Origin of the sequence: Enterobacter chinensis, assembly GCF_034008295.1 — a bacterium.
Taxonomy (GTDB): domain Bacteria; phylum Pseudomonadota; class Gammaproteobacteria; order Enterobacterales; family Enterobacteriaceae; genus Enterobacter; species Enterobacter chinensis.
In genome coordinates, this window is record NZ_JARDVI010000006.1 from 269,705 (window position 1) to 288,704 (window position 19,000).

23 protein-coding genes are annotated in these 19,000 nt (G+C 59.6%); 10 read left to right on the forward strand and 13 right to left on the reverse strand.

The genetic code is table 11. From position 1 onward, the window contains the following. Window positions 1-36: 36 nt before the first annotated feature. Together PYW49_RS18760 and PYW49_RS18765 are read left to right on the forward strand one after the other, a co-directional pair. Window positions 37-843 carry a winged helix-turn-helix domain-containing protein gene (locus tag PYW49_RS18760; RefSeq protein WP_320387193.1) on the forward strand — a complete coding sequence of 269 codons (807 nt, stop codon included), beginning with the start codon at window positions 37-39 and terminating at the stop codon, window positions 841-843. Then, entirely contained in the window at window positions 809-1,333 is a 525-nt protein-coding gene (locus PYW49_RS18765; protein WP_134348011.1) for a hypothetical protein, read from the forward strand. Before PYW49_RS18760 ends, PYW49_RS18765 begins: the two co-directional genes overlap by 35 nt. A 3-nt stretch (window positions 1,334-1,336) precedes the next feature. On the opposite strand, the gene fliR is transcribed toward PYW49_RS18765, so the two are convergent. From fliR to fliF, 13 genes are all read right to left on the reverse strand, one after another. Next, entirely contained in the window at window positions 1,337-2,116 is a 780-nt protein-coding gene (gene fliR, locus PYW49_RS18770; RefSeq protein WP_320387194.1) for a flagellar biosynthetic protein FliR, read from the reverse strand. Next, a complete protein-coding gene (gene fliQ, locus PYW49_RS18775) occupies window positions 2,116-2,385 on the reverse strand; it encodes a flagellar biosynthesis protein FliQ (RefSeq protein WP_134348009.1) in 270 nt (89 codons plus the stop codon). Before fliQ ends, fliR begins: the two co-directional genes overlap by 1 nt. A gap of 9 nt (window positions 2,386-2,394) precedes the next feature. Beyond that, window positions 2,395-3,093 carry a flagellar type III secretion system pore protein FliP gene (fliP, locus tag PYW49_RS18780; RefSeq protein WP_320387234.1) on the reverse strand — a complete coding sequence of 233 codons (699 nt, stop codon included), beginning with the start codon at window positions 3,091-3,093 and terminating at the stop codon, window positions 2,395-2,397. A 29-nt stretch (window positions 3,094-3,122) separates the two neighbouring features. Continuing rightward, window positions 3,123-3,494, reverse strand: coding sequence for a flagellar biosynthetic protein FliO (gene fliO / locus PYW49_RS18785; protein ID WP_320387195.1), 372 nt, complete (start codon window positions 3,492-3,494; stop codon window positions 3,123-3,125). Next, window positions 3,494-3,877, reverse strand: a complete 384-nt coding sequence (gene fliN / locus PYW49_RS18790) for a flagellar motor switch protein FliN (protein WP_046888408.1) — start codon at window positions 3,875-3,877, stop codon at window positions 3,494-3,496. Before fliN ends, fliO begins: the two co-directional genes overlap by 1 nt. Window positions 3,878-3,884: 7 nt before the next feature. Beyond that, window positions 3,885-4,877, reverse strand: coding sequence for a flagellar motor switch protein FliM (fliM, locus tag PYW49_RS18795; protein ID WP_134348007.1), 993 nt, complete (start codon window positions 4,875-4,877; stop codon window positions 3,885-3,887). Window positions 4,878-4,882: 5 nt separating this feature from the next. Next, window positions 4,883-5,389, reverse strand: a complete 507-nt coding sequence (locus tag PYW49_RS18800; RefSeq protein ID WP_320387196.1) for a flagellar basal body-associated FliL family protein — start codon at window positions 5,387-5,389, stop codon at window positions 4,883-4,885. 129 nt (window positions 5,390-5,518) lie between these two features. Further along, complete coding sequence (locus tag PYW49_RS18805) at window positions 5,519-6,589, reverse strand: flagellar hook-length control protein FliK (RefSeq protein WP_320387197.1); 1,071 nt, start codon at window positions 6,587-6,589, stop codon at window positions 5,519-5,521. After that, window positions 6,586-7,035, reverse strand: coding sequence for a flagellar export protein FliJ (gene fliJ, locus PYW49_RS18810; RefSeq protein ID WP_320387198.1), 450 nt, complete (start codon window positions 7,033-7,035; stop codon window positions 6,586-6,588). The genes PYW49_RS18805 and fliJ overlap by 4 nt, the downstream gene beginning before the upstream one ends. A gap of 12 nt (window positions 7,036-7,047) precedes the next feature. Continuing rightward, window positions 7,048-8,412: a flagellar protein export ATPase FliI gene (gene fliI, locus PYW49_RS18815; protein WP_320387199.1), complete on the reverse strand. Its 1,365-nt coding sequence runs from the start codon at window positions 8,410-8,412 to the stop codon at window positions 7,048-7,050. Continuing rightward, on the reverse strand, window positions 8,409-9,113 hold the full coding sequence (locus tag PYW49_RS18820) for a flagellar assembly protein FliH (RefSeq protein WP_320387200.1): 705 nt from the start codon (window positions 9,111-9,113) through the stop codon (window positions 8,409-8,411). Before PYW49_RS18820 ends, fliI begins: the two co-directional genes overlap by 4 nt. Next, window positions 9,100-10,086, reverse strand: coding sequence for a flagellar motor switch protein FliG (fliG, locus tag PYW49_RS18825; RefSeq protein WP_134348001.1), 987 nt, complete (start codon window positions 10,084-10,086; stop codon window positions 9,100-9,102). Before fliG ends, PYW49_RS18820 begins: the two co-directional genes overlap by 14 nt. After that, a complete protein-coding gene (gene fliF, locus PYW49_RS18830; RefSeq protein WP_320387201.1) occupies window positions 10,086-11,765 on the reverse strand; it encodes a flagellar basal-body MS-ring/collar protein FliF in 1,680 nt (559 codons plus the stop codon). The genes fliG and fliF overlap by 1 nt, the downstream gene beginning before the upstream one ends. Before the next feature lie 264 nt (window positions 11,766-12,029). Here fliF and fliE point away from each other — a divergent pair, with 264 nt between their 5' ends. The 8 genes from fliE to PYW49_RS18870 are packed head-to-tail and all read left to right on the forward strand — an operon-like array spanning window position 12,030 to window position 18,980. Next, window positions 12,030-12,353: a flagellar hook-basal body complex protein FliE gene (gene fliE / locus PYW49_RS18835; RefSeq protein WP_320387202.1), complete on the forward strand. Its 324-nt coding sequence runs from the start codon at window positions 12,030-12,032 to the stop codon at window positions 12,351-12,353. A 15-nt stretch (window positions 12,354-12,368) separates the two neighbouring features. After that, complete coding sequence (locus PYW49_RS18840; RefSeq protein WP_134347998.1) at window positions 12,369-13,223, forward strand: CheR family methyltransferase; 855 nt, start codon at window positions 12,369-12,371, stop codon at window positions 13,221-13,223. Further along, entirely contained in the window at window positions 13,220-14,299 is a 1,080-nt protein-coding gene (locus PYW49_RS18845; protein WP_134347997.1) for a protein-glutamate methylesterase/protein-glutamine glutaminase, read from the forward strand. Before PYW49_RS18840 ends, PYW49_RS18845 begins: the two co-directional genes overlap by 4 nt. Then, window positions 14,289-14,675, forward strand: a complete 387-nt coding sequence (gene cheY / locus PYW49_RS18850) for a chemotaxis response regulator CheY (protein WP_032679442.1) — start codon at window positions 14,289-14,291, stop codon at window positions 14,673-14,675. The genes PYW49_RS18845 and cheY overlap by 11 nt, the downstream gene beginning before the upstream one ends. Before the next feature lie 5 nt (window positions 14,676-14,680). Further along, window positions 14,681-15,319, forward strand: a complete 639-nt coding sequence (gene cheZ, locus PYW49_RS18855) for a protein phosphatase CheZ (RefSeq protein ID WP_134347996.1) — start codon at window positions 14,681-14,683, stop codon at window positions 15,317-15,319. Between the two features lie 18 nt (window positions 15,320-15,337). Beyond that, the gene (gene flhB, locus PYW49_RS18860; RefSeq protein ID WP_320387203.1) at window positions 15,338-16,483 is read left to right on the forward strand and encodes a flagellar biosynthesis protein FlhB; all 1,146 of its coding nucleotides are present in this window, start codon (window positions 15,338-15,340) and stop codon (window positions 16,481-16,483) included. Then, window positions 16,483-18,576 carry a flagellar biosynthesis protein FlhA gene (gene flhA / locus PYW49_RS18865; protein WP_320387204.1) on the forward strand — a complete coding sequence of 698 codons (2,094 nt, stop codon included), beginning with the start codon at window positions 16,483-16,485 and terminating at the stop codon, window positions 18,574-18,576. The genes flhB and flhA overlap by 1 nt, the downstream gene beginning before the upstream one ends. Further along, the gene (locus PYW49_RS18870) at window positions 18,573-18,980 is read left to right on the forward strand and encodes a flagellar protein FlhE (RefSeq protein ID WP_320387205.1); all 408 of its coding nucleotides are present in this window, start codon (window positions 18,573-18,575) and stop codon (window positions 18,978-18,980) included. Before flhA ends, PYW49_RS18870 begins: the two co-directional genes overlap by 4 nt. Window positions 18,981-19,000: the final 20 nt, after the last annotated feature.

Sequence of the window (19,000 nt, forward strand, 5' to 3'; positions counted from 1 at the left end):
AAGCGATGCCCATTACACCAGAAGAATCAAATAACTATGCTAAACCATATCGCGATTGGAACGTCACTAACGCTGGATTTGCAGACCCGAGAACTTGCCCGGACGGATACGCAAGAGACCGTTACCCTTCCCCAAAGCGCGTGCCTGTGCCTCACCGCGCTGGCAGAGGCGCAGGGAGAGGTTCTTTCCCAGGAACAGCTGATGGAGATCGGCTGGCGTAGCGCCGGGGTGGAAGTCACCGACAACAGCGTCCGGGTCATGATTACCAAGCTGCGCCGCGCGTTTGCTCAACTGGACCAGCAGGAAGCTATCACGCTTATTGCCGTGACGCGCAGCGGCTATCGTCTGCTGGTGCGGGAGACAAGCAGTGAGCCCTTGCCCGCTGTTGCACCGCCGGAGGATACGCCCCCTGTTTCGCCGCATGTAGCGGCGCCTTCCGTGGCGAGCGCCCCACCCCGACCGCGTGCCAGGCTAAAGCAGAAGCTGGTTGCCCTTTCCAGCGGTCTGCTGGTGGGGCTGGTACTGGCGCTCCTGGCACGCGGCGTGATCGATTTTAGCCCGCAGCCGGTCCACTTTGTGCGCTGGAACGGCCCCGACGTGCCGCCCGGCACCCAGGTGATGGTTCAGCAAGATAAGCAGTCACAAAATGCTCTGATTGAGTCCACGCTGCAAACCTATACCCGTCACGTGCTGGACAGACGTCCCAAAGAAACGCCCGCTGCCGTGCTTTACGTCACCACCGGCTCCGAAAAAATGAGCCAGTTTCAGGGGCTTATTGCCTGCCAACAACCCTTTAAGGATTCAGGGAATGACTGCGAATCGTTCTATTTTCGCCTTTATTAAATCCCCTCTCACCCTGCTGTTTTTGGGTGGGATGGTTGCCGGGCTGGGCGGTATGGCGCTGTATGGGTTTAAAACCTCCGCGTACGCCTCGCAGTGCATCGCGCCCACGTCCTACTACGTGATTGAGGACGACAACAACGCGACGCTGGCACGCGGTATTTATCGCTCTTACCGTGACGGCTTGTTCAAGGGGCATACCACCTATATCGGCAGCATCAGCCACTTCAAAGATGGCAAGCGCGACGGGCTGCCCAAGCCCGTCAACCGTGAAGTGCGCTACGATGTGGATGTGTCGGGCAAGCGGATCCATCTGACCGTGACCAGCCAGCACCGCAAGCTCGGCGGCCAGACCACGGATCAAGATGTGACCGACTATATCTTCCCGCAAATCAAACCGGGGGAAGTGGGTACCAGCACCGTCTACCTGCTGGACGACAAAGTGCTGGCCACCGGCACGGAAACCGTCGCCCGTATTGCCTGCATGAACTGACGGTTACACCAGCGCCTGAATCAGCCCGGCAAGCAGGTCAAACCCGGTGGCCATCAGGCGCTCAAAGAACGGGGCCAGCGTTTCGGCAATCAGGAACAGCGCCAGCATGCCAAAGGTCAGCGTCAGCGGAAAGCCAATCACGAAGATGGAGAGCTGTGGCGTCAGGCGGTTTAACAGCCCGAGGACAAAGTTGATGCACAGCAGCAAGGCAATAATCGGCAGCCCCAGCATCAGCCCCTGGCTGAAGATAATCCCCGCATGGGTGACCAGGTACATAAACCCGCCCGCATGCAGCGGCGTGGCGTCAACCGGCAGCGTCTGGAAGGTCTCCGCCAGCAGGGCCAGCAGCCAGAGATGGCCGTTAAAGGCGAGGAACAGCAGCGTCACCAGCAGGTTCAGAAAACGCGAGATCACCGGGCTGTTCCCGGCGCCGGGGTCAAAGAAGGTGGCGAACGATAGCCCCATCTGCATGCCGATGATCTCACCGGCCATGCGCACGGCGGCAAACAGCAATTGCAGCGTCAGCCCCATCGCCGCACCGATAATCACCTGTTTGGCCAGCACCCAGACCCCTTCCCAGGAATAAAGCCCCACCTGCGTTTCGGGCAGCGTGCCGCCGATCAGGATCGCCGTCAGCAGCGCCAGGCAGGCACGCAGCCGGGTGTTGACGGCCTTCTCGCCAAATACAGGGGCAACGTGCAGCAGCGCGGCAATGCGCACCATAATGAAAAAATAGTGGCTGACCAGCCCGTAGAGCTGGTCGAGAGGAATTCCGAAGGCCATCAGCCGATCACATAGGGAATGCTGGCGAACACCGCGCGGGTGTATTCAATAAATATTTTCATCATCCACGGGCCAAGCGCCACCGCGACGCCGACAATCATCAGGATTTTCGGGATGAAGGTCATGGTCATTTCGTTGACCTGGGTGGCAGCCTGCAAAATACTGATGATAAGACCGGTGACCAGCGCGACCACCAGCAGCGGGCCGGATACCATCAGCCCCACTTTAATCGCCTGCATGCCAATCACCATAACGCTTTCAGGGGTCATGGGTCTCTCCTAACTGTAAAAGCTCTGCGCCAGCGATCCCACCAGCAGCTGCCAGCCATCCACCAGCACAAACAGCATCAGCTTGAACGGCAGCGCAATGGTGGTCGGCGGAACCATCATCATCCCCAGCGCCATCAGAATGCTGGCGACCACCAGATCGATAATCAGGAACGGGATAAAGATAGTGAAGCCAATCTGGAACGCGGTTTTCAGCTCGCTGGTGATAAATGCCGGCACCAGAATGCTGAGCGGCACCGCTTCCGGCGAGGCGATATCCGGCGTCTTCGCGATACGGGCGAACATCGCCAGATCGCTTTCGCGCGTCTGGTCAAGCATGAACGCACGCAGCGGTTTCACCCCTTCGGTGAGCGCCACCTCCATGGTGATTTTGTTTTCCTGCAGCGGCTGCCAGGCTTTTTCGTAGATCTGGCTGAACACCGGAGACATGACAAAAAAGGTCAAAAACAGCGACAGCCCCACCAGCACCTGGTTTGGCGGCGCGGTAGGCGTGCCCAGCGCGTTACGCATCAGCCCCAGCACAATGATGATGCGGGTAAACCCGGTCATCATCAGCAGCACGGCGGGGATAAAGGTAAAGCCGCTCAACAGCAGCAGGGTTTGTACCGGCAGCGTCCAGCCGCCTTCTCCGGAAGGCTGGCCGAGGGTGATGTCACCGTTGGCCGCCAGCGCACCGGCGGCGGGCAGCATCAGGCCGAGCGCCAGCAGCAGACGACGGTTCACTGCTCACCTCCCGGACGGTATTTCTGACGCAGCTTTTCCAGCATCAGCGGAAAGGTCGCCGCGGGCGCGGAGGTCTGCGGGGCATTTTCCGGGCGCGCCTGCGTGGCGAGACAGGTAATCTGCGAGGCGGTGACGCCCAGCACCAGACGCTGCTCGCCCACGTCAACCAGTACCAGGCGCTCGCGCGGCCCGAGCGACTGGGTTGCGACCACGGACATGTTGCCCTGGGCGTCGTTCAGCCGACGCGCCAGCCCGCTGCGGCGGGCGGCCCAGGCCATCACCACCATCAGCAGGATAATCAGGGCCAGCGCGCCGCTGACCGTCATCAGCACCGAGCCGGTGGCCGGGAGGGAGTCAGTGGCGTTCATCAGCGGCTCAGGCGATGCATGCGCTCAGACGGGGTGATGATATCCGTAATGCGGATGCCGAATTTATCGGACACCACCACGACTTCGCCCTGCGCAATCAGGTAACCATTGATCAGGATATCCAGCGGTTCACCCGCCAGACCGTCCAGCGACACCACCGAGCCCTGGCTTAAGCGCAGCAGCTCTTTGATGGTCATTTTTGTGCGTCCCAGTTCCACGGTCATTTTTACCGGGATATCCAGGATCAGGTTCATCTCGTCAGAAAATTGTGGTGCAGCCATGGTGTCGGTAATTCCCGCCGCGTGCTGTTCGGTCATGGCATCACCCCAAAGATTATCGATGGACTGATCGTCAGAACCCGATGAGGTGTTCATATCGCTCATGGGGAAATTACTCCTTGTTTAATGAAAGTAATGAAGGCTGAATCATCTGCTCGACCTTCAGGGCATATTGATTGTTCACGGCACCGTATTTGGCCGTGAAGACCGGCACACCACCCACGCTGGCTTCGATAAACTCCTGCTTATCCAGCGCGATAATGTCGCCTTTTTTCATCTGCATGACGCTGGAGAGCCGGGTGCCGATATCCGCGAAACGTGCCGCAAGCTCCAGCTCCGTTTCCCGCATCTGGCTTGCCAGCAGGCCGCGCCACTGGGTATCTTCCTGACGGGAGTTGTCCATTGGCGGGTTACTCAGCAGCTCGCGCAGCGGTTCGATGGTGCTGAAGGGAATACAGATGTTGAACTCCCCGCGGTGCGAACCGATCTCCACCGAAAACGGCGTGGTGACCACCACATCGTTTGGCGACGAGGTGATGTTGGTGAACTTCACCTGGATTTCAGAGCGGATGTACTCCGTTTTGATTTTATAGATCGAACTCCAGGCAAATTCGTACGCCTCGCGCGCCATCGACAGCATGCGGTGGATCACGCGCTGCTCGGTGGGCGTAAACTCGCGGCCGTCGGCCTTGGTCGGGAAACGACCGTCGCCGCCAAACAGGTTATCCACGGCCATAAACACCAGCCCCGGCGAGAACGCCATCAGCGACGTACCGCGCAGCGGGTTAAGGTGCAGCAGGTTCAGGTTTGTCGGCACCGGCAGGTTGCGGGCAAACTCGTGATACGGCTGGATCTTAATGTTCCCCGCCGTAATGTCCGGGCTACGGCGCAGCAGGTTAAACAGCCCCATACGGAACTGACGGGCAAAGCGTTCGTTAATAATTTCCAGCGAATGCAGACGCTCGCGAATGACCCGGCGCTGGGTATGCGGATCGTAGGGTTTTATCCCTGCATCGGGCCGGGTGTTATGCAGATCGCTGCTGCTGTCCGCATCCGCGTTAAGCAACCGGTCGATCTCATCCTGAGATAAAAAGCTGTCAGCCATAATAATTACCGCAGAATAAATTCGTTAATAAGGACGTCAGTGACGCGAATGGACTGGTTAAACGCCAGCGGTTTATCCAGCTCACTCTGAATATTGGTAATCAGGCGGCGTTTGCCCTCATCGGTGGCTAAATCTTCATACGTCTGATGGGTGAGTAACATAAATAAGCGGCTGCGATATTCCGGCAAATATTTTTCCAGTACGGCCAGCGATTTCTGTTCTGCCAGGCGAATAGACAACCCCAGGTACAATACCCGATCCGATTCGTTCGCCGTCGGCTTCAGGCTCACGGTAAAGGTATTCATCGAGGCGTATAGCGGCTCGACTTGCACGGGCGCAGGTGCTGCGCTCGCATCGCCTTCAACCATTTCCTGTGCCGGTTTTGCGAATTTCATTTCCCAGAAGAGGTAGCCGGAAACGCCGCACGCCGCAACGGCAGTCAAAAACATGAACGTCATCAGAAGCGAGCGAGAACCTCCGCCGCTGGCGACCTTTTTATTTTTATTACTCATTGAACGTACACCTGATAAATAAGAGAGGGCAGCGTACTACCCTCGGGTCAATATGGCGGACATTGTAGTCCATATAATCATCCTGATAATCAGGCGATAAAATTTCATTCCTGAAGCTAATTCACTCCTTCAGGCAAAGGTATTAATTCCGTATATATTTCCGGGAGTGGTGGTTAATAAAGTCGGCACGATCTCCTCTTCAACCAACGGCTCTTCCCCTTCCTGTGCGCCGTGCTCATCCCCCGATGCGTTCTGGCCCTGCTCACCGGCGGCAAACTGCTGCCCTTCCGCGCTCACGTTCGCCTGGCCGAGCTGAATACCTGATTCCGCCATCGCGGCGCGCAGCTGCGGCATGGCCTGCTCCATGGCGTGACGAATGTGGGCATGTTCGCTGACGATATGGATCTGCGCCTGATCCTGCTGCATGCGCAGGGAGATCTGCAGCGACCCCAGCTCTTCCGGATGCAGGCGGATCTCGGCGCTGTGCAGCCCGTTACGGCTAAAAATAGCGATATGCTGGCTGACCGACTGCTTCCACTCCGGCGTTTCCGGCGGATGGTTGACGGTGACAACCTGCTGCGGCGCATGCGCCACGCTGGCGCGCACGGCGGCCGGCAGCGCCACGGCGCTCACCGATGAGGTCGCAGACATTTCTGTCGTGACCAACGCCTCACAACTCACCGGTGCTGCGGGCTGCGCCATCAGCGGTGCGGCATTTGCCGCAGGGGAGTTATCGGCGGCGGCCTTCAGGGGAGAAACGGTTTTTCCCTCCTGCACAGGGGTTTTGCCGCCCACTACGCCATTCGCAGGCTTAACCGGCTCTGCCCCCGTGACGCTGCGGGTCACCAGCTGCTGCAGCTGCCACTGCGGGCTCTCCTCACCCTCACCGTCGGTGAGTGCAACGCCTTTCAGGGCCTCAGCCAGCCCCGGCGTCGCCGTCAGCAGCAGACTGTCAGCCTCCGCTGCGGGTACGTCTCCGGTCAGCTGTTCAGGCAGTAAATCCGCGGGCAAGCCTGCTCCCGCCAGCGCGGCTTGCGGCAGTGCAGCCAGCGCCTGGGGGTCAAGCCCCGGGAAAAGCTGCGCCAGTTCAGCCAGCTTGTCATCCAGCGCCAGGCTGAAGCCTTCGTCTGAGAGCAACCCGGCCTTCGGTTTGCCCTGCGCTCCGCTACCCAGTAACAGGGCGGCAATATCAATGTTCATAGCCTTTCTCTCTTTTGTCCGGCGCGCTGAGCAAATTCATCCATCAGCTTTTGTTCATGTCGGCTCTGAACCAGCGCCTGCGCCGTCGTCCGGCGTTCAATCAGGGTTTCAAACGCGTTCAGGCGCTGCTTGTTCTGCACCCAGTTCTGCTTCACCTGGTCTACCGCCTTTTCGCAGGCATTAACGTGGCCTTCCTGCTGCTTCACCACCTGCTTCAGCGACAAAATAAACGACTGGTGATTGACCAGATCCGCCACTGACATGCCGCCGCCCATCATCCCCTGACGCAGGGACTGCTGGTACTCCTGCTCGTAGTGCTGCAGCTGTTCGTGCTGGGTCATCGCCTGCTGGAGCTGCTGCTGCGCCCCGCCCAGCGCGCGGGTGGTCTCGGTCAGCGTCTCTTGCGCCATATCGCGCAGCAGCGTCATGGGGTTTTTCACGTTCATCGCGCCTCCGGATTAGTCCTTGATATCCGGGAAGAGCCCGGACAGGGCGCGAACGGCGTCGTCATAGCCGCTGCGCTCGTGGATCGCCTGGTGGAGAAACGCCTCCAGCGACGGGTATTTATCAATAGCCTGATCCAGCATCGCGTCGCTGCCTTTGACGTACGCGCCCACGCTGACCAGATCGCGGTTGCGCTGATACGCGGAAAGCAGCTGTTTAAAACGTTGCACCTTGCGGTACTGGGCATGCGGGATAAGCTCGGTCATGGCGCGGCTGATCGAAGCTTCAATATCGATAGCCGGGTAGTGACCCGCCTCGGCAAGACGACGCGACAGCACGATATGGCCGTCAAGGATCGCTCGCGCGGAGTCGGCAATCGGATCCTGCTGATCGTCCCCTTCGGTGAGCACCGTGTAAAACGCGGTGATTGAACCGCCCCCTTTCACGCCGTTACCGGTACGCTCGACCAGCGCGGGCAGGCGGGCAAAGACCGACGGCGGATAGCCTTTGGTCGCGGGCGGTTCGCCAATCGCCAGGGCCACTTCACGCTGCGCCATGGCGTAACGCGTCAGGGAGTCCATGATCAGCAGCACGTTGAGGCCGCGCTCGCGAAAATCTTCCGCGATGCGCGTCGCGTAAACGGCCCCCTGCATACGCAAAATCGGCGAAACGTCAGCCGGGGCGGCCACCACCACCGCCCGCGCCAGCCCCTGCTCGCCGAGGATATTCTCGATAAAATCTTTCACTTCGCGGCCACGCTCGCCAATCAGCCCCACCACGATGACGTCAGCGGTGGTAAAACGGGCCATCATGCCGAGCAGCACGCTTTTGCCGACGCCGGAACCGGCGAACAGGCCCATACGCTGCCCGCGCCCTACCGTCAGCAGGCCGTTGATGGCGCGCACGCCAACGTCGAGCACGTTTTTGATCGGGTCGCGGTGCAGCGGATTAAGCGTTGGAGTAAACAGCCCTGCCGCCGGTTTCCCCGGCGCGGGGCGGCCATCCAGCGGACGGCCCTGCGCATCCAGCACCCGGCCCAGCAGATGCGGGCCAACGGGCAGTTGTTTTCCTGCGTGGCTGTCGCGTTGCAGGGCATAAATACGCGCCCCCGGCAGAATGCCGTCGACGTGCTCCAGCGGCATCAGGAACAGCGTCTGGCCGTTAAAGCCCACCACTTCGCTCTCAACCGGGATAATCCCCTGTTCCGTCTGGCGCTCAACGTTACACAGCGCGCCGATCGGCAGCTTCAGCCCGACGGCTTCCATCACCAGACCGGTGGCGCGCGTCAGCTTGCCGTACTGGCGAAAATCGGGCACCTGAGTGAGTTTCTCTTCCACCCGGTCGAGGGCCGAGAGCCACGTTTTTAGCTGCTGGCTCATTGAGAGAGCTCCTCGCGCGCCAGCTGGCAGAGCGCCTGCCAGCGGGTTTCCATGCTGGCGTCCACCTCCACATCCGGGGAGACCACCCGGCAGCCCCCGGCGGCCAGGCCGGTGTCGCGATGCAGCTCCCAGCCCATCGCGGCGAGCGTCTCGCCCAGCGCCGCCTGCACGATGTCAAACGCGTCCGGGCTGACATACAGCTGGATGGTGCCGTGCAGCAGGGCATCCTGCTGCATCAGGCTGCGGATCTGCGTCACCAGAGCATGGTTATCTGCGATGCGGGAGGTGCCGTAGAGCTGCTGCACCGCCGTCAGGGACAACTGCACCAGACGGGCCGGGATCAGCCCTTCGAGGTTTTCCAGCGCCAGCTTAAAGTTGCTGACCCACAGCTCGGCCTCGCGCAACAATGCCTGTTGTTCAACGCGCGCCTGCTCGAGGCCCTGGGCATAACCGGCGTCGCGACCCTCTTTCAGCCCCGCCTCATAGCCCTGTTTATGGCCCTCTTCCTGGCCCTGCTGCTGCCCCTGGGTAAACCCCTGCTGCTCCGCCTGCTTGCGCAGACGCGCCAGTTCAGCTTTCAGTTGAGTCTCTGACTGGGTGTTGTCCAGCGTGGGCAGCGGGGTGTCCAGCGGTTCACCCAGCAGGTTTTCAGGCTTCCAGCTCCGCCACTCGCGGGCGTTGTTATCATCAAACGTAGGCATCGTCGCTGCCTCCAATCAGGATCTCGCCGGCCTCGGCCAGGCGACGCACCACGTTGAGAATGTTTTTCTGCTCGGCTTCGACCTGCGACAGACGCACCGGGCCACGGGAGGCCAGATCGTCGGTCATCAGCTCCGCCTGACGACGGGACATGTTGCGGAAGAACTTCATGCGCAGCGGCTCGTCGGCCCCTTTCAGCGCGATGATCAGCGTCTCGCTCTCGATCTCCTGCAGCAGACGCTGGATGCTTCTGTCTTCCACTTCCACCAGGTTTTCGAACAGGAACATCTCGTCGATGATCTTCTGCGCCAGCTCGCCGTCGAACTCGCGTACCGCCTCGATGGCCGCCTCTTCCTGGTGCGATTTCATCAGGTTGAGGATCTCGGCTGCCGGACGGACGCCGCCCATCTTGCTGCGCTTGAGGTTCTGACCGTGCAACAGGTTGTTCAGCACTTCCGTCAGCTCCTGCAGCGCGGCAGGCTGTACGCCACCGAAGGTGGCAATACGCAGCATGATGTCGTTACGCTCGCGATCGTCGAATTTGCCCAGCACGTCCGCCGCCTGGTTACGCTTAAGGTGAACCAGGATGGTGGCGATGATCTGCGGATGCTCCTCACGGATAAGATCGAAGACCGACTGTGGCTCCATAAAGTTGAGCGTTTCGATGCCGTTGGTGCCCTGGTGAGTATCCAGCAGATCTTCCAGCAACGAGGAGGCGCGCTCTTCGCCCAGCGCCTTGACCAGCACGCTGCGCAGATAATCGTTGGTATTGAGGCTGAGCGCCGCGTATTCGCTGGAGTCTTTCTTAAACTCCTCCAGCACCATTGCCATCTGGTCGTGAGTAAAGCCCGCCATATTGACCATTGAGGCACTGATCTGCTTCACCTCGTGGGCGTTGAGGTGCTTGAACACCTCCGCGGCCAGGACATCTCCCAGCGTCAGCATGACGATGGCGCTTTTATCTGAGGCATTCATTATTTCGGCTCCTTACTCATCCACTGGCGGATCACCAGGGCGATAACGCGCGGCTCCTGCTCTGCCAGCTCACGCAGCTGTTGACCATTGAGTTCCGTATCCACTCGCTGTTGCGCACGGTCGCGGTTGTTTTTCTCCGCTGCACGTTTTTTCGCAGCAATTTGTTCTTCGCGCGCCTCTTTTTCCATCTCCAGACGACGGATAGTGGTCTCCTGATGGCGGATCCAGGCGGGCTGCACCAGCTTGCGCCACATCACCCAGGCGATAATGGCGATGACCAGATAGCGGGCGATAGCCATCAACAGCGCGTAGAAACGATCCTGCTCCCAGAATGGCGGAATCGGTTCTTCCACTACGCCGTTGAAGGCGGAGTTGAGGATGTTGACGCTGTCGCCACGGCTGGCGTTGTAGCCAATCGCCTCTTTGACCAGCGCGTTAATGCGGGTCAGCTCGGCCTCGCTAATCGGCCCCGGTTTGCCCTCTTCCCCCTGCGGCAGGTGGTTGATCACCACCGCGACCGACAGGCGCTGGATGCGTCCGGCATTGGATTTGGTGTGGGTCAGGGTGCGATCCACCTCAAAGTTGGTGGTCTCATCGCTGCGGTTGTTATACGGCTGCGCCGTCTCACGGCTAGCGCTGCTGCCGGTGGTTTTCTCTTTTTTGTCATCCGCTGGGGTATTGAGCGGCTGGGTCAGCGGCGCGGTGGCCGGTGCCGGTGGCGTGTTGCTCAACGCACCCGGCACGCCGCCCGCGCCACGGCGATTACCCTGCTCGGCCAGACTTGACTGACGGCTGCGGATCGCCATTTTTTCAGGGTCGCTGTTCGGCTGGTACTGCTCCAGGGTCTGCTCCTGCTCGGTGAAATCCATCTGCGCGGTCACCTGGGCGCGGATGTTTTCATCCCCCACCAGCGGGGCGAGAATGCGCTGGATACGCTGCTGGTAGTCGCTCTCGATTTCATTGGTGTATTTCAGGTGCGCCGTCTGCAGGCCACGCATCCCGCTCTGGGTGAGCAGGTTGCCGCGCTGATCGACAATGGTCACGCTCTCTGCTGCCAGCCCGGTCACCGCGCTGGAGATAAGATGAGTGATAGCCACCACCTGGCTGTCATCCAGGGTGCGGCCCTGCAGCAGGTTAACGGTGACGGACGCGGTCGGTTTCTTCTGTTCGCGAACAAACATCGACGGTTTCGGCGTGGCCAGATGCACGCGCGCGCTTTGGATCGGGCCGAGATTTTCGATGGTGCGCGCCAGCTCGCCTTCGAGTGCGCGCTGGTAGTTCACCTGCTCGGTGAACTGGCTGACGCCAAACTTCTCCTGGTCGAGCAGCTCAAAGCCCACCGAGCCGCCCTTCGGCAGCCCCTGCTGGGCCAACTTCATGCGCACCTCATGCACCTGCGAGCCCGGCACCATGATCGCGCCGCCCGGCGTATCGATACGGTAAGGGACGTTGAGCTGAGACAGTTGCGCCACGATGGCGCCGCCTTCTTCATCACTGATATTACTGAACAGCACCCGGTAATCCGGCTCCTTTGCCCAGAACATTAGCGCGATGATGACGGATAGCGCCGCAGCGCCGCAAATCACCAGCAAAAGCTTCGGGCTGCCGCGAAGTGAGGACAGCATCGATTTAATTCGCTCTGCCGGATTGTTGGTTAACTCATTTAGTGTGGCACTCATGCCGTATTCCTGTATGAAATAGCACGCATCCGCGATGCGCGTCAGCTCACGAAATTCGCGAGAGTGATGTCGACGATTTCAAAAATATAAGAATTTTTCAGGCGGGCATTATCGTCTGAAAGGCGTTTTTTTTAAGGATAAATAAGCTCAAAGTTCTGTCGGCTTATTGGATTTTCTGAGGTTTTTAAACACGTGTTAAGCTGTCGACGTTTAAAAGATGTGCAATAAACAGTGGCTTTTATCCCATTAATCAGGAATTGAAAAATGTCAGCGACATTAATGCGTGGCGTACTCGATCAAATACAAACCCAGGCGCAGCAGGTCAACGGCCCGTCTAACCAGCGGCACACCTCGCGCGGTGACGCCCCCTCCTTTTCTGACGTTTTATTTAACAGCATTAACGAAATAAATAAAACCCAGGTTGAGGCAAAGAGCAAAACACAGCAATGGATGTCCGGAAGTAGCGATATTGCCCTGAATGACGTGATGCTGGCGATGCAGAAATCCTCTATTTCATTCAGCTTTGGTATGCAGGCGCGAAATAAGATGATCGGCGCGTATCAGGAAATAATGAATACTCCGGTTTAAGGTCTGCCCCCTTCTATGAGTGAAATTAACAGCACGCCTGCACGCTTATCCCTGAATACGCTTTCTCTGACTGACAGCGAATTACAGCGTGTCGGGAAATTAATCTATAAGCGCGCCGGCATTGTCGTCAACGCGCAAAAGCGAGAGATGATTTTTAATCGTCTCTCCCGTCGCGTGCGCACGCTGGGACTGGCCACGTTCAGCGAGTATATCGGCCTTCTTGAGTCGCACTCAGAGCACCCGGAATGGCAGAACTTTATCAACGCGCTGACCACCAACCTGACCTCCTTTTTCCGCGAGGCGTATCACTTCCCGATCCTCGCGGAACATGCGCGCCAGCGCGCTAGCGGCTATCGCGTCTGGTGTACCGCCGCCTCAACGGGGGAAGAGCCCTGCTCTATCGCCATGACGCTGAACGAGCAGCTTGGCGCGTCGGTGGCCGGGCCGCGCCTCTGGGCGTCGGATATCGACACCGAGGTGCTGGCTAAGGCCGAAGCGGGCGTCTACCGACTGAGCGATCTGGACGCGCTGACGCTGGCGCAAAAGCGCCACTATTTTCTGCGCGGGGCGGGCGACAACAGCGAATGGGTGAAAGCCCGGCGGGAACTGCTGTCGGCCATTCACTACCAGCAGCTTAATTTACTCGATGAAAAGTGGTCCGTTCCCGGGCCGTTCGACGCCATTTTCTGCCGCAACGTGATGATTTATTTCGACGCGCCGACGCAGCAGCGTCTGTTGCAGCGCTTTGCGCGTCTGCTTAAGCCGGGCGGCCTGCTGTTTGTGGGCCATTCGGAACACTTTAACTATCCACATATTCCGCTGCGCCTGCGGGGGCAGTCGGTGTATGAACTGACGGAGGCCACACGGTGAAGGCAATTCGTGTGCTGGCGGTCGATGATTCCGCCCTGATGCGTAACATGCTCAGCGCGGTGGTCAATCAGCAGCCTGATATGGAAATGGTCGGCACGGCGCCGGACGCGTTTATCGCGCGGGAGCTGATTAAACAGCTTAACCCGGACGTGCTGACGCTGGATATCGACATGCCGCGGATGGACGGGCTGGAGTTTCTCTCCCGCCTGATGCGCCTGCGCCCGATGCCGGTGATTATGGTCTCCTCCCTGACCACCCGGGGGTCGAAAGCCACTATGACCGCGCTGGAGCACGGTGCGGTGGATTTTCTGCCCAAGCCGGAGCACCGCGGCGCGGAGAATATCGACAGCTGGAGCCAGCTGGTGGTGGAGAAGATCCGCATCGCGGCTCGAGCGAAGCTGGCACAGCATAGCGCCGACGCCAGACCGATCCTCGCCGGTATACCCGTGCGTCAACAGAGCATTATCGCCATCGGTGCGTCCACGGGTGGCACAGAGGCGCTGCGCCGGGTGTTGATGACGCTTCCTGTCAGTACGCCGGGCATCGTCATCGCCCAACATATGCCAGCCGGTTTCACCCACTCTTTCGCCCAGCGACTCGACTCGCTGTGCCAGATTGCGGTGCGCGAAGCGCAGGATGGTGAACCGGTTTTACCGGGCACCGCCCTGATTGCCCCGGGCGATCGCCACATGGAGGTCATCTGCCAGGACAACGGCTACCGGGTCAGGCTCAGCGATGCCCAGCCGGTGAATCGTCATCGTCCGTCGGTGGATGTGCTGTTTGACTCCGTGGCGCGTCAGGCCAGCAAACACGCCAGCGCCGCCCTGCTGACCGGCATGGGCGCTGACGGCGCGCGCGGCCTGCTGCACTTGCGCCAGACCGGCGCCTTTACCCTTGCACAGAGCGAAGCCACCTGCGTGGTATTCGGCATGCCGCGTGAGGCGATTGCGCTGGGCGCAGCGAAGAAGGTCGTCGACCTCGACGATATCAGCCAGTGCTTACTGGACAGTTTCCATAAACATAACCTTTCCAAGACCGACTCACGACGTTCAGGAGATACCCCCCATGTCGGATAAAAATTTGCGTTTTCTGGTGGTTGACGACTTTGCCACCATGCGACGCATCGTACGAAACCTGCTGCAGGATCTGGGCTACAAGCACATTGACGAGGCCGAAGACGGTCAGGACGCGCTCAACAAGCTGCGCGCCAGCGACTTCGATTTCGTCGTCAGCGACTGGAACATGCCCAATATCGACGGACTGGAGCTGCTGAAAACCATCCGCAGCGATGCGGCGATGTCAAAGCTACCGGTCCTGATGGTGACCGCGGAAGCGAAGAAAGAGAACATCATCGCGGCCGCTCAGGCGGGAGCCAATGGTTACATCGTTAAGCCGTTTACCGCTGCCACGCTGGAAGAAAAGCTCGGCAAAATCTTTGAAAAACTCGGGTAACCCTTATGAACTCCCCGTTAAATATGCAGGCGGATAACGCCACAGAGATTTTTGTTCGCATCGGACAGCTGACCCGTCTGCTGCGCGACAGCATGGCGAACCTCGGTCTGGAACAGGCGATTATGGAAGTCGCAGATGCCTTTCCGAACACTCGCGACCGCCTCAACTATGTGGTCGGCAAGACTTCGCAGGCCGCCGATCGCGCGCTGACCAGCGTGGAAGTGGCGCGTCCCCTGCAGGAAGGGCTGAGCGATAACGCTACCGCGCTGAGCGCCCGCTGGGACGCCTGGTTTGAAAACCCGCAGCCGCTGGATGATGCCCGCGAGCTGGTCAAAGCCACCCGCGCCTTCCTGCACGACGTGCCGGAGAAGACCCAGCAGACCAACCGTCAGCTGACCGAAATCATGATGGCGCAGGATTTCCAGGATCTCACCGGTCAGGTGCTGCAAAGCCTGATGCACGTGATTGAAACCGTTGAGAAAGAGCTTATCAGCGTGCTGGTGGAAAACATGAACGAACGCGACGCCAGCGCCGCCGCCGGTGATGCGCATCTGAAGAACGGTCCGCAGATCGATACCCGCGCCGAGGGCATTGTGGCGTCTCAGGAGCAGGTGGACGATCTGCTGGAGTCACTCGGCTTCTAATCCCGCCGGGCGAATGTCATGTCAGAACAAAACGACAGCGAAAAAACAGAAGACCCCACACCCCACCGAAAGCAAAAAGCGCGCGAAGAGGGACAGGTTCCCCGATCGCGCGAGCTGACGAGCGTACTCATGCTGCTGGCAGGCTGGGGGTTGCTGCTGGTGGCGGGCGGCTGGCTGGCAAAACAGCTGCAGCACCTGCTGCATAACGGCTTAACGTTTGACCGGCTGTTAGTCAGCGACCCGCAGCAGATGCTGCATCACGCCGGATCGCTGCTGGGGATCGCCTTTCTGGCCCTGCTGCCGTTCGTGGGCGGGCTGTTTTTGACCGCTGTCGCCACGCCGTCGCTGATTGGCGGCCTGAATATGAGCGCCAAGGCCCTCAAATTTAACGTCAAAAAGCTCAACCCGATCAGCGGCATCAAGCGTCTTTTTTCCGCGCAGATGGTGTCGGAGATGGTGAAGAGCATTCTGAAGGTGACGCTTGCAGCCATCGGCGGCGGGCTGTTTTTGTGGTTCAACAAAGGGAAATTTATCAGCCTGATGGATGAACCGCTGCGCATGGCGCTGGGCGATATCAGCGCCCTGCTAATGGGCTGCATGCTGGTCATTATTTTATCGCTGATCCCGATGGTGGTGTTCGACGTGGTTTACCAGCTCTGGAGCAACTTCAAGAAGCTGCGCATGAGCCTGAAGGAAATCAAAGACGAATTCAAAAATCAGGAAGGCGACCCGCTGATCAAAAGCAAGATTCGCCAGCTGCAGCGTCAGATGGCGCAGCAGCGAATGATGACCGATGTCCCCACCGCTGACGTGGTGGTGAATAACCCGACCCACTATTCGGTCGCCCTGAAGTATCAGGAAGGTGCCATGGGCGCGCCAATGGTGGTTGCCAGCGGTAGCGGGCTGATTGCCCTGCGCATCCGCGAACTGGCCGAAGAGAACCGGGTCCCTATGCTTGAGGCGCCGCCGCTGGCGCGCGCCCTGTATCGCCATTGTGAACCCGGCACACCGGTTCCCGCCGAGCTGTACAGCGCGGTGGCGGAAGTGCTGGCCTGGGTTTATGGCCTTAAGCGCTGGCGTAAAGGCTATGGCTTACGTCCGCTGACACCTAAAGATCTTCCCGTTCCGACGGGGATGGATTTTGCACAAGAGAGTAGAGAGTGATGGCCAATATCGCCACCAAATTACGATTACCCAACATGAAGGAAACCCAGTGGCAGGTGCTGGCCGGGCCGGTACTGATCATGACCATCCTGGCGATGATGATCCTGCCGCTGCCGACCTTCGTGCTGGACCTGCTGTTTACCTTCAATATCGTGCTGTCGATCATGATCCTGCTGGTCGCCATGTTTACCCAGAACACGCTGGAGTTTTCGGCGTTCCCGACGGTGCTGCTGTTCTCCACCCTGCTGCGTCTGGCGCTTAACGTCGCCTCAACGCGCGTGATCCTGATGCACGGCCATACCGGCTCCGATGCGGCAGGCCAGGTGGTAGAAGCCTTCGGTCACTTCCTGGTGGGCGGCAATTTCGCCATCGGTATCATCGTGTTCATCATTCTGATCATCATTAACTTTATGGTGATCACCAAGGGTGCCGGACGTATTGCGGAAGTGGGTGCGCGCTTTTCTCTTGACGGGATGCCGGGCAAGCAGATGGCGATTGACGCCGATCTCAATGCCGGACTGATCGGTGAAGAGGAAGCCAAACGCCGCCGTAAAGAGGTGACGCAGGAGGCGGATTTCTACGGCTCGATGGACGGTGCAAGTAAGTTTGTGCGCGGCGACGCCATTGCCGGGCTGCTGATTATGGCCATCAATATTATTGGTGGTCTGGTGATCGGCGTAATGCAGCATGACATGTCTGCGGGCGTGGCCGGTGAAACCTATACCCTGCTGACCATCGGTGATGGTCTGGTAGCACAGATCCCGGGGCTGGTGATCTCCACCGCAGCTGGCGTGGTCGTGACCCGCGTCGCCAACGATCAGGATGTGGGCGAGCAGATGGTGGGCCAGCTGTTTACCTCTCCGCGCGTGATTGTGCTGGCGGCGGGCGTGATTGGCCTGCTGGGGCTGATCCCCGGTATGCCTAACTTCGTCTTCCTGCTGTTTACCGCCGCGCTGCTGGGTGTCGCCTGGTGGCTGCGCGGCCGCGAAGGTGAAGCGAAAAAATCCGCGGGCACAATGTCAGATGCCGATGCGGCGGACGCTGACGTGGTGCAGGTGAACGAAGCCACCTGGTCTGATGTACAGATGGAAGATACCCTCGGTCTGGAAGTGGGCTATCGTCTGATTCCGATGGTGGATCACGAGCAGCAGGGCCAGCTGTTGACCCGCGTGCGCGGCATTCGCAAGAAGTTTGCCCAGCAGATGGGTTTCCTCCCCCCTGCCGTGCATATTCGTGACAACCTGGATCTGGCGCCAACGCACTATCGCATCCTGCTTAAAGGGGTCAACATTGGTTCTGGTGAAGTTCAGCCGGAACGCTGGATGGCGATCAACCCTGGCTGCGCCGAAGGCGAAGTTCCCGGCACGCCGTGCACCGAACCCACCTTTGGTCTGCCAGCCCTGTGGATTGACGAGGTTCACCGCGAACTGGCGCAGACGCTGGGCTACACGGTGGTTGACCCGAGTTCAGTGGTGGCAACGCATCTCAACCATCTGATCGCCACCCATACCGAGGAGCTGTTTGGCCGTCAGGAGGCGCAGCAGCTGCTCGACCAGATCACCAAAAACTCGCCGAAACTGGTGGAAGATTTGATCCCGGCGGTCATCAGCCTGACCACGCTGCACAAAGTGCTGCAGAACCTGCTGGCCGAGCGCGTACCGATTCGCGATATGCGCACCATTATCGATACGCTGGCGGAGTTTGCCACCGCCCAGAGCGATGCCGATGAGCTGACCACCCGCGTGCGGGCGCGTCTCTCCCGGGCAATCACCCAGCAGTGGTTCCCGGGCGAGGGCGATATTCAGCTGATTGGTCTGGATCTCTCCCTGGAGCAGCTGTTGATCCAGGCGACCCAGAGCGGCAGCGCAATTGAGCCGGGTATTGCCGAAAACCTGATGAAGCAGACCGAGCAGGCGCTGCAGCACCAGGAAGGCTTAGGCGCGCCGCCGGTGCTGCTGGTGAACCCGGCCCTGCGCCTGATGCTGTCGCGCTACCTGCGCCGCATCTTCCCGCAGCTGGCGGTCCTTTCCAGCCAGGAGATTAATACCCAGCGCAACGTGCGGATGACGTATCTGATTGGGGGTAAAGGATGAGGAGAGCAGGGCTCGGGCTGCTTCTGCTCACGCCGCTGGCGATGGCGGCGGACGGTTCATGGAGCGGCAGCAGCTTCGGCGGCACGATGACCCGTGGACAGGTGGTACTGAAAAGTAAACCGGTGCAAAACCCCTCTCCCCTGCCCGCTGGCGCAGTAGCTTCGCGCGTAAACTGGAAGATTCAGACGGACGGCCTGACCCCCGCCGGGTTTCGCATTCGCCTGTGCAGCGCCACGCGCTGCCTGACGCTGCCCGGCTATGCCGGGGAGCTGCCCCTGCCTGCCGGGATGCCGGCAGGCGGACCGTTTCGTTTTGAGTATTATTCCGTGGCGGGAGGTCGCCTCGACACGCCGCTGACCGTGCTGAGTAACCAGGTGACGGTGAGTTATCGTTACCGGGGTTGAGCGCGTGCTTTACCGGCGAA

Excerpts from the sequence above, each read along its gene's own strand:
- PYW49_RS18805 (WP_320387197.1), bottom strand. The coding sequence starts at position 6,589 with ATGAACATTGATATTGCCGCCCTGTTACTGGGTAGCGGAGCGCAGGGC.
- fliP (WP_320387234.1), bottom strand. The coding sequence starts at position 3,093 with ATGCTGCCCGCCGCCGGTGCGCTGGCGGCCAACGGTGACATCACCCTC.
- fliR (WP_320387194.1), bottom strand. The coding sequence starts at position 2,116 with ATGGCCTTCGGAATTCCTCTCGACCAGCTCTACGGGCTGGTCAGCCAC.
- fliI (WP_320387199.1), bottom strand. The coding sequence starts at position 8,412 with ATGAGCCAGCAGCTAAAAACGTGGCTCTCGGCCCTCGACCGGGTGGAA.
- flhB (WP_320387203.1), top strand. The coding sequence starts at position 15,338 with ATGTCAGAACAAAACGACAGCGAAAAAACAGAAGACCCCACACCCCAC.
- fliN (WP_046888408.1), bottom strand. The coding sequence starts at position 3,877 with ATGAGCGATATGAACACCTCATCGGGTTCTGACGATCAGTCCATCGAT.
- fliG (WP_134348001.1), bottom strand. The coding sequence starts at position 10,086 with ATGAATGCCTCAGATAAAAGCGCCATCGTCATGCTGACGCTGGGAGAT.
- PYW49_RS18760 (WP_320387193.1), top strand. The coding sequence starts at position 37 with ATGCTAAACCATATCGCGATTGGAACGTCACTAACGCTGGATTTGCAG.
- fliF (WP_320387201.1), bottom strand. The coding sequence starts at position 11,765 with ATGAGTGCCACACTAAATGAGTTAACCAACAATCCGGCAGAGCGAATT.
- PYW49_RS18800 (WP_320387196.1), bottom strand. The coding sequence starts at position 5,389 with ATGAGTAATAAAAATAAAAAGGTCGCCAGCGGCGGAGGTTCTCGCTCG.
- PYW49_RS18765 (WP_134348011.1), top strand. The coding sequence starts at position 809 with ATGACTGCGAATCGTTCTATTTTCGCCTTTATTAAATCCCCTCTCACC.
- fliJ (WP_320387198.1), bottom strand. The coding sequence starts at position 7,035 with ATGAACGTGAAAAACCCCATGACGCTGCTGCGCGATATGGCGCAAGAG.
- fliE (WP_320387202.1), top strand. The coding sequence starts at position 12,030 with ATGTCAGCGACATTAATGCGTGGCGTACTCGATCAAATACAAACCCAG.
- PYW49_RS18820 (WP_320387200.1), bottom strand. The coding sequence starts at position 9,113 with ATGCCTACGTTTGATGATAACAACGCCCGCGAGTGGCGGAGCTGGAAG.
- fliO (WP_320387195.1), bottom strand. The coding sequence starts at position 3,494 with ATGAACGCCACTGACTCCCTCCCGGCCACCGGCTCGGTGCTGATGACG.
- cheZ (WP_134347996.1), top strand. The coding sequence starts at position 14,681 with ATGAACTCCCCGTTAAATATGCAGGCGGATAACGCCACAGAGATTTTT.
- flhA (WP_320387204.1), top strand. The coding sequence starts at position 16,483 with ATGGCCAATATCGCCACCAAATTACGATTACCCAACATGAAGGAAACC.
- PYW49_RS18870 (WP_320387205.1), top strand. The coding sequence starts at position 18,573 with ATGAGGAGAGCAGGGCTCGGGCTGCTTCTGCTCACGCCGCTGGCGATG.
- fliQ (WP_134348009.1), bottom strand. The coding sequence starts at position 2,385 with ATGACCCCTGAAAGCGTTATGGTGATTGGCATGCAGGCGATTAAAGTG.
- cheY (WP_032679442.1), top strand. The coding sequence starts at position 14,289 with ATGTCGGATAAAAATTTGCGTTTTCTGGTGGTTGACGACTTTGCCACC.
- fliM (WP_134348007.1), bottom strand. The coding sequence starts at position 4,877 with ATGGCTGACAGCTTTTTATCTCAGGATGAGATCGACCGGTTGCTTAAC.
- PYW49_RS18840 (WP_134347998.1), top strand. The coding sequence starts at position 12,369 with ATGAGTGAAATTAACAGCACGCCTGCACGCTTATCCCTGAATACGCTT.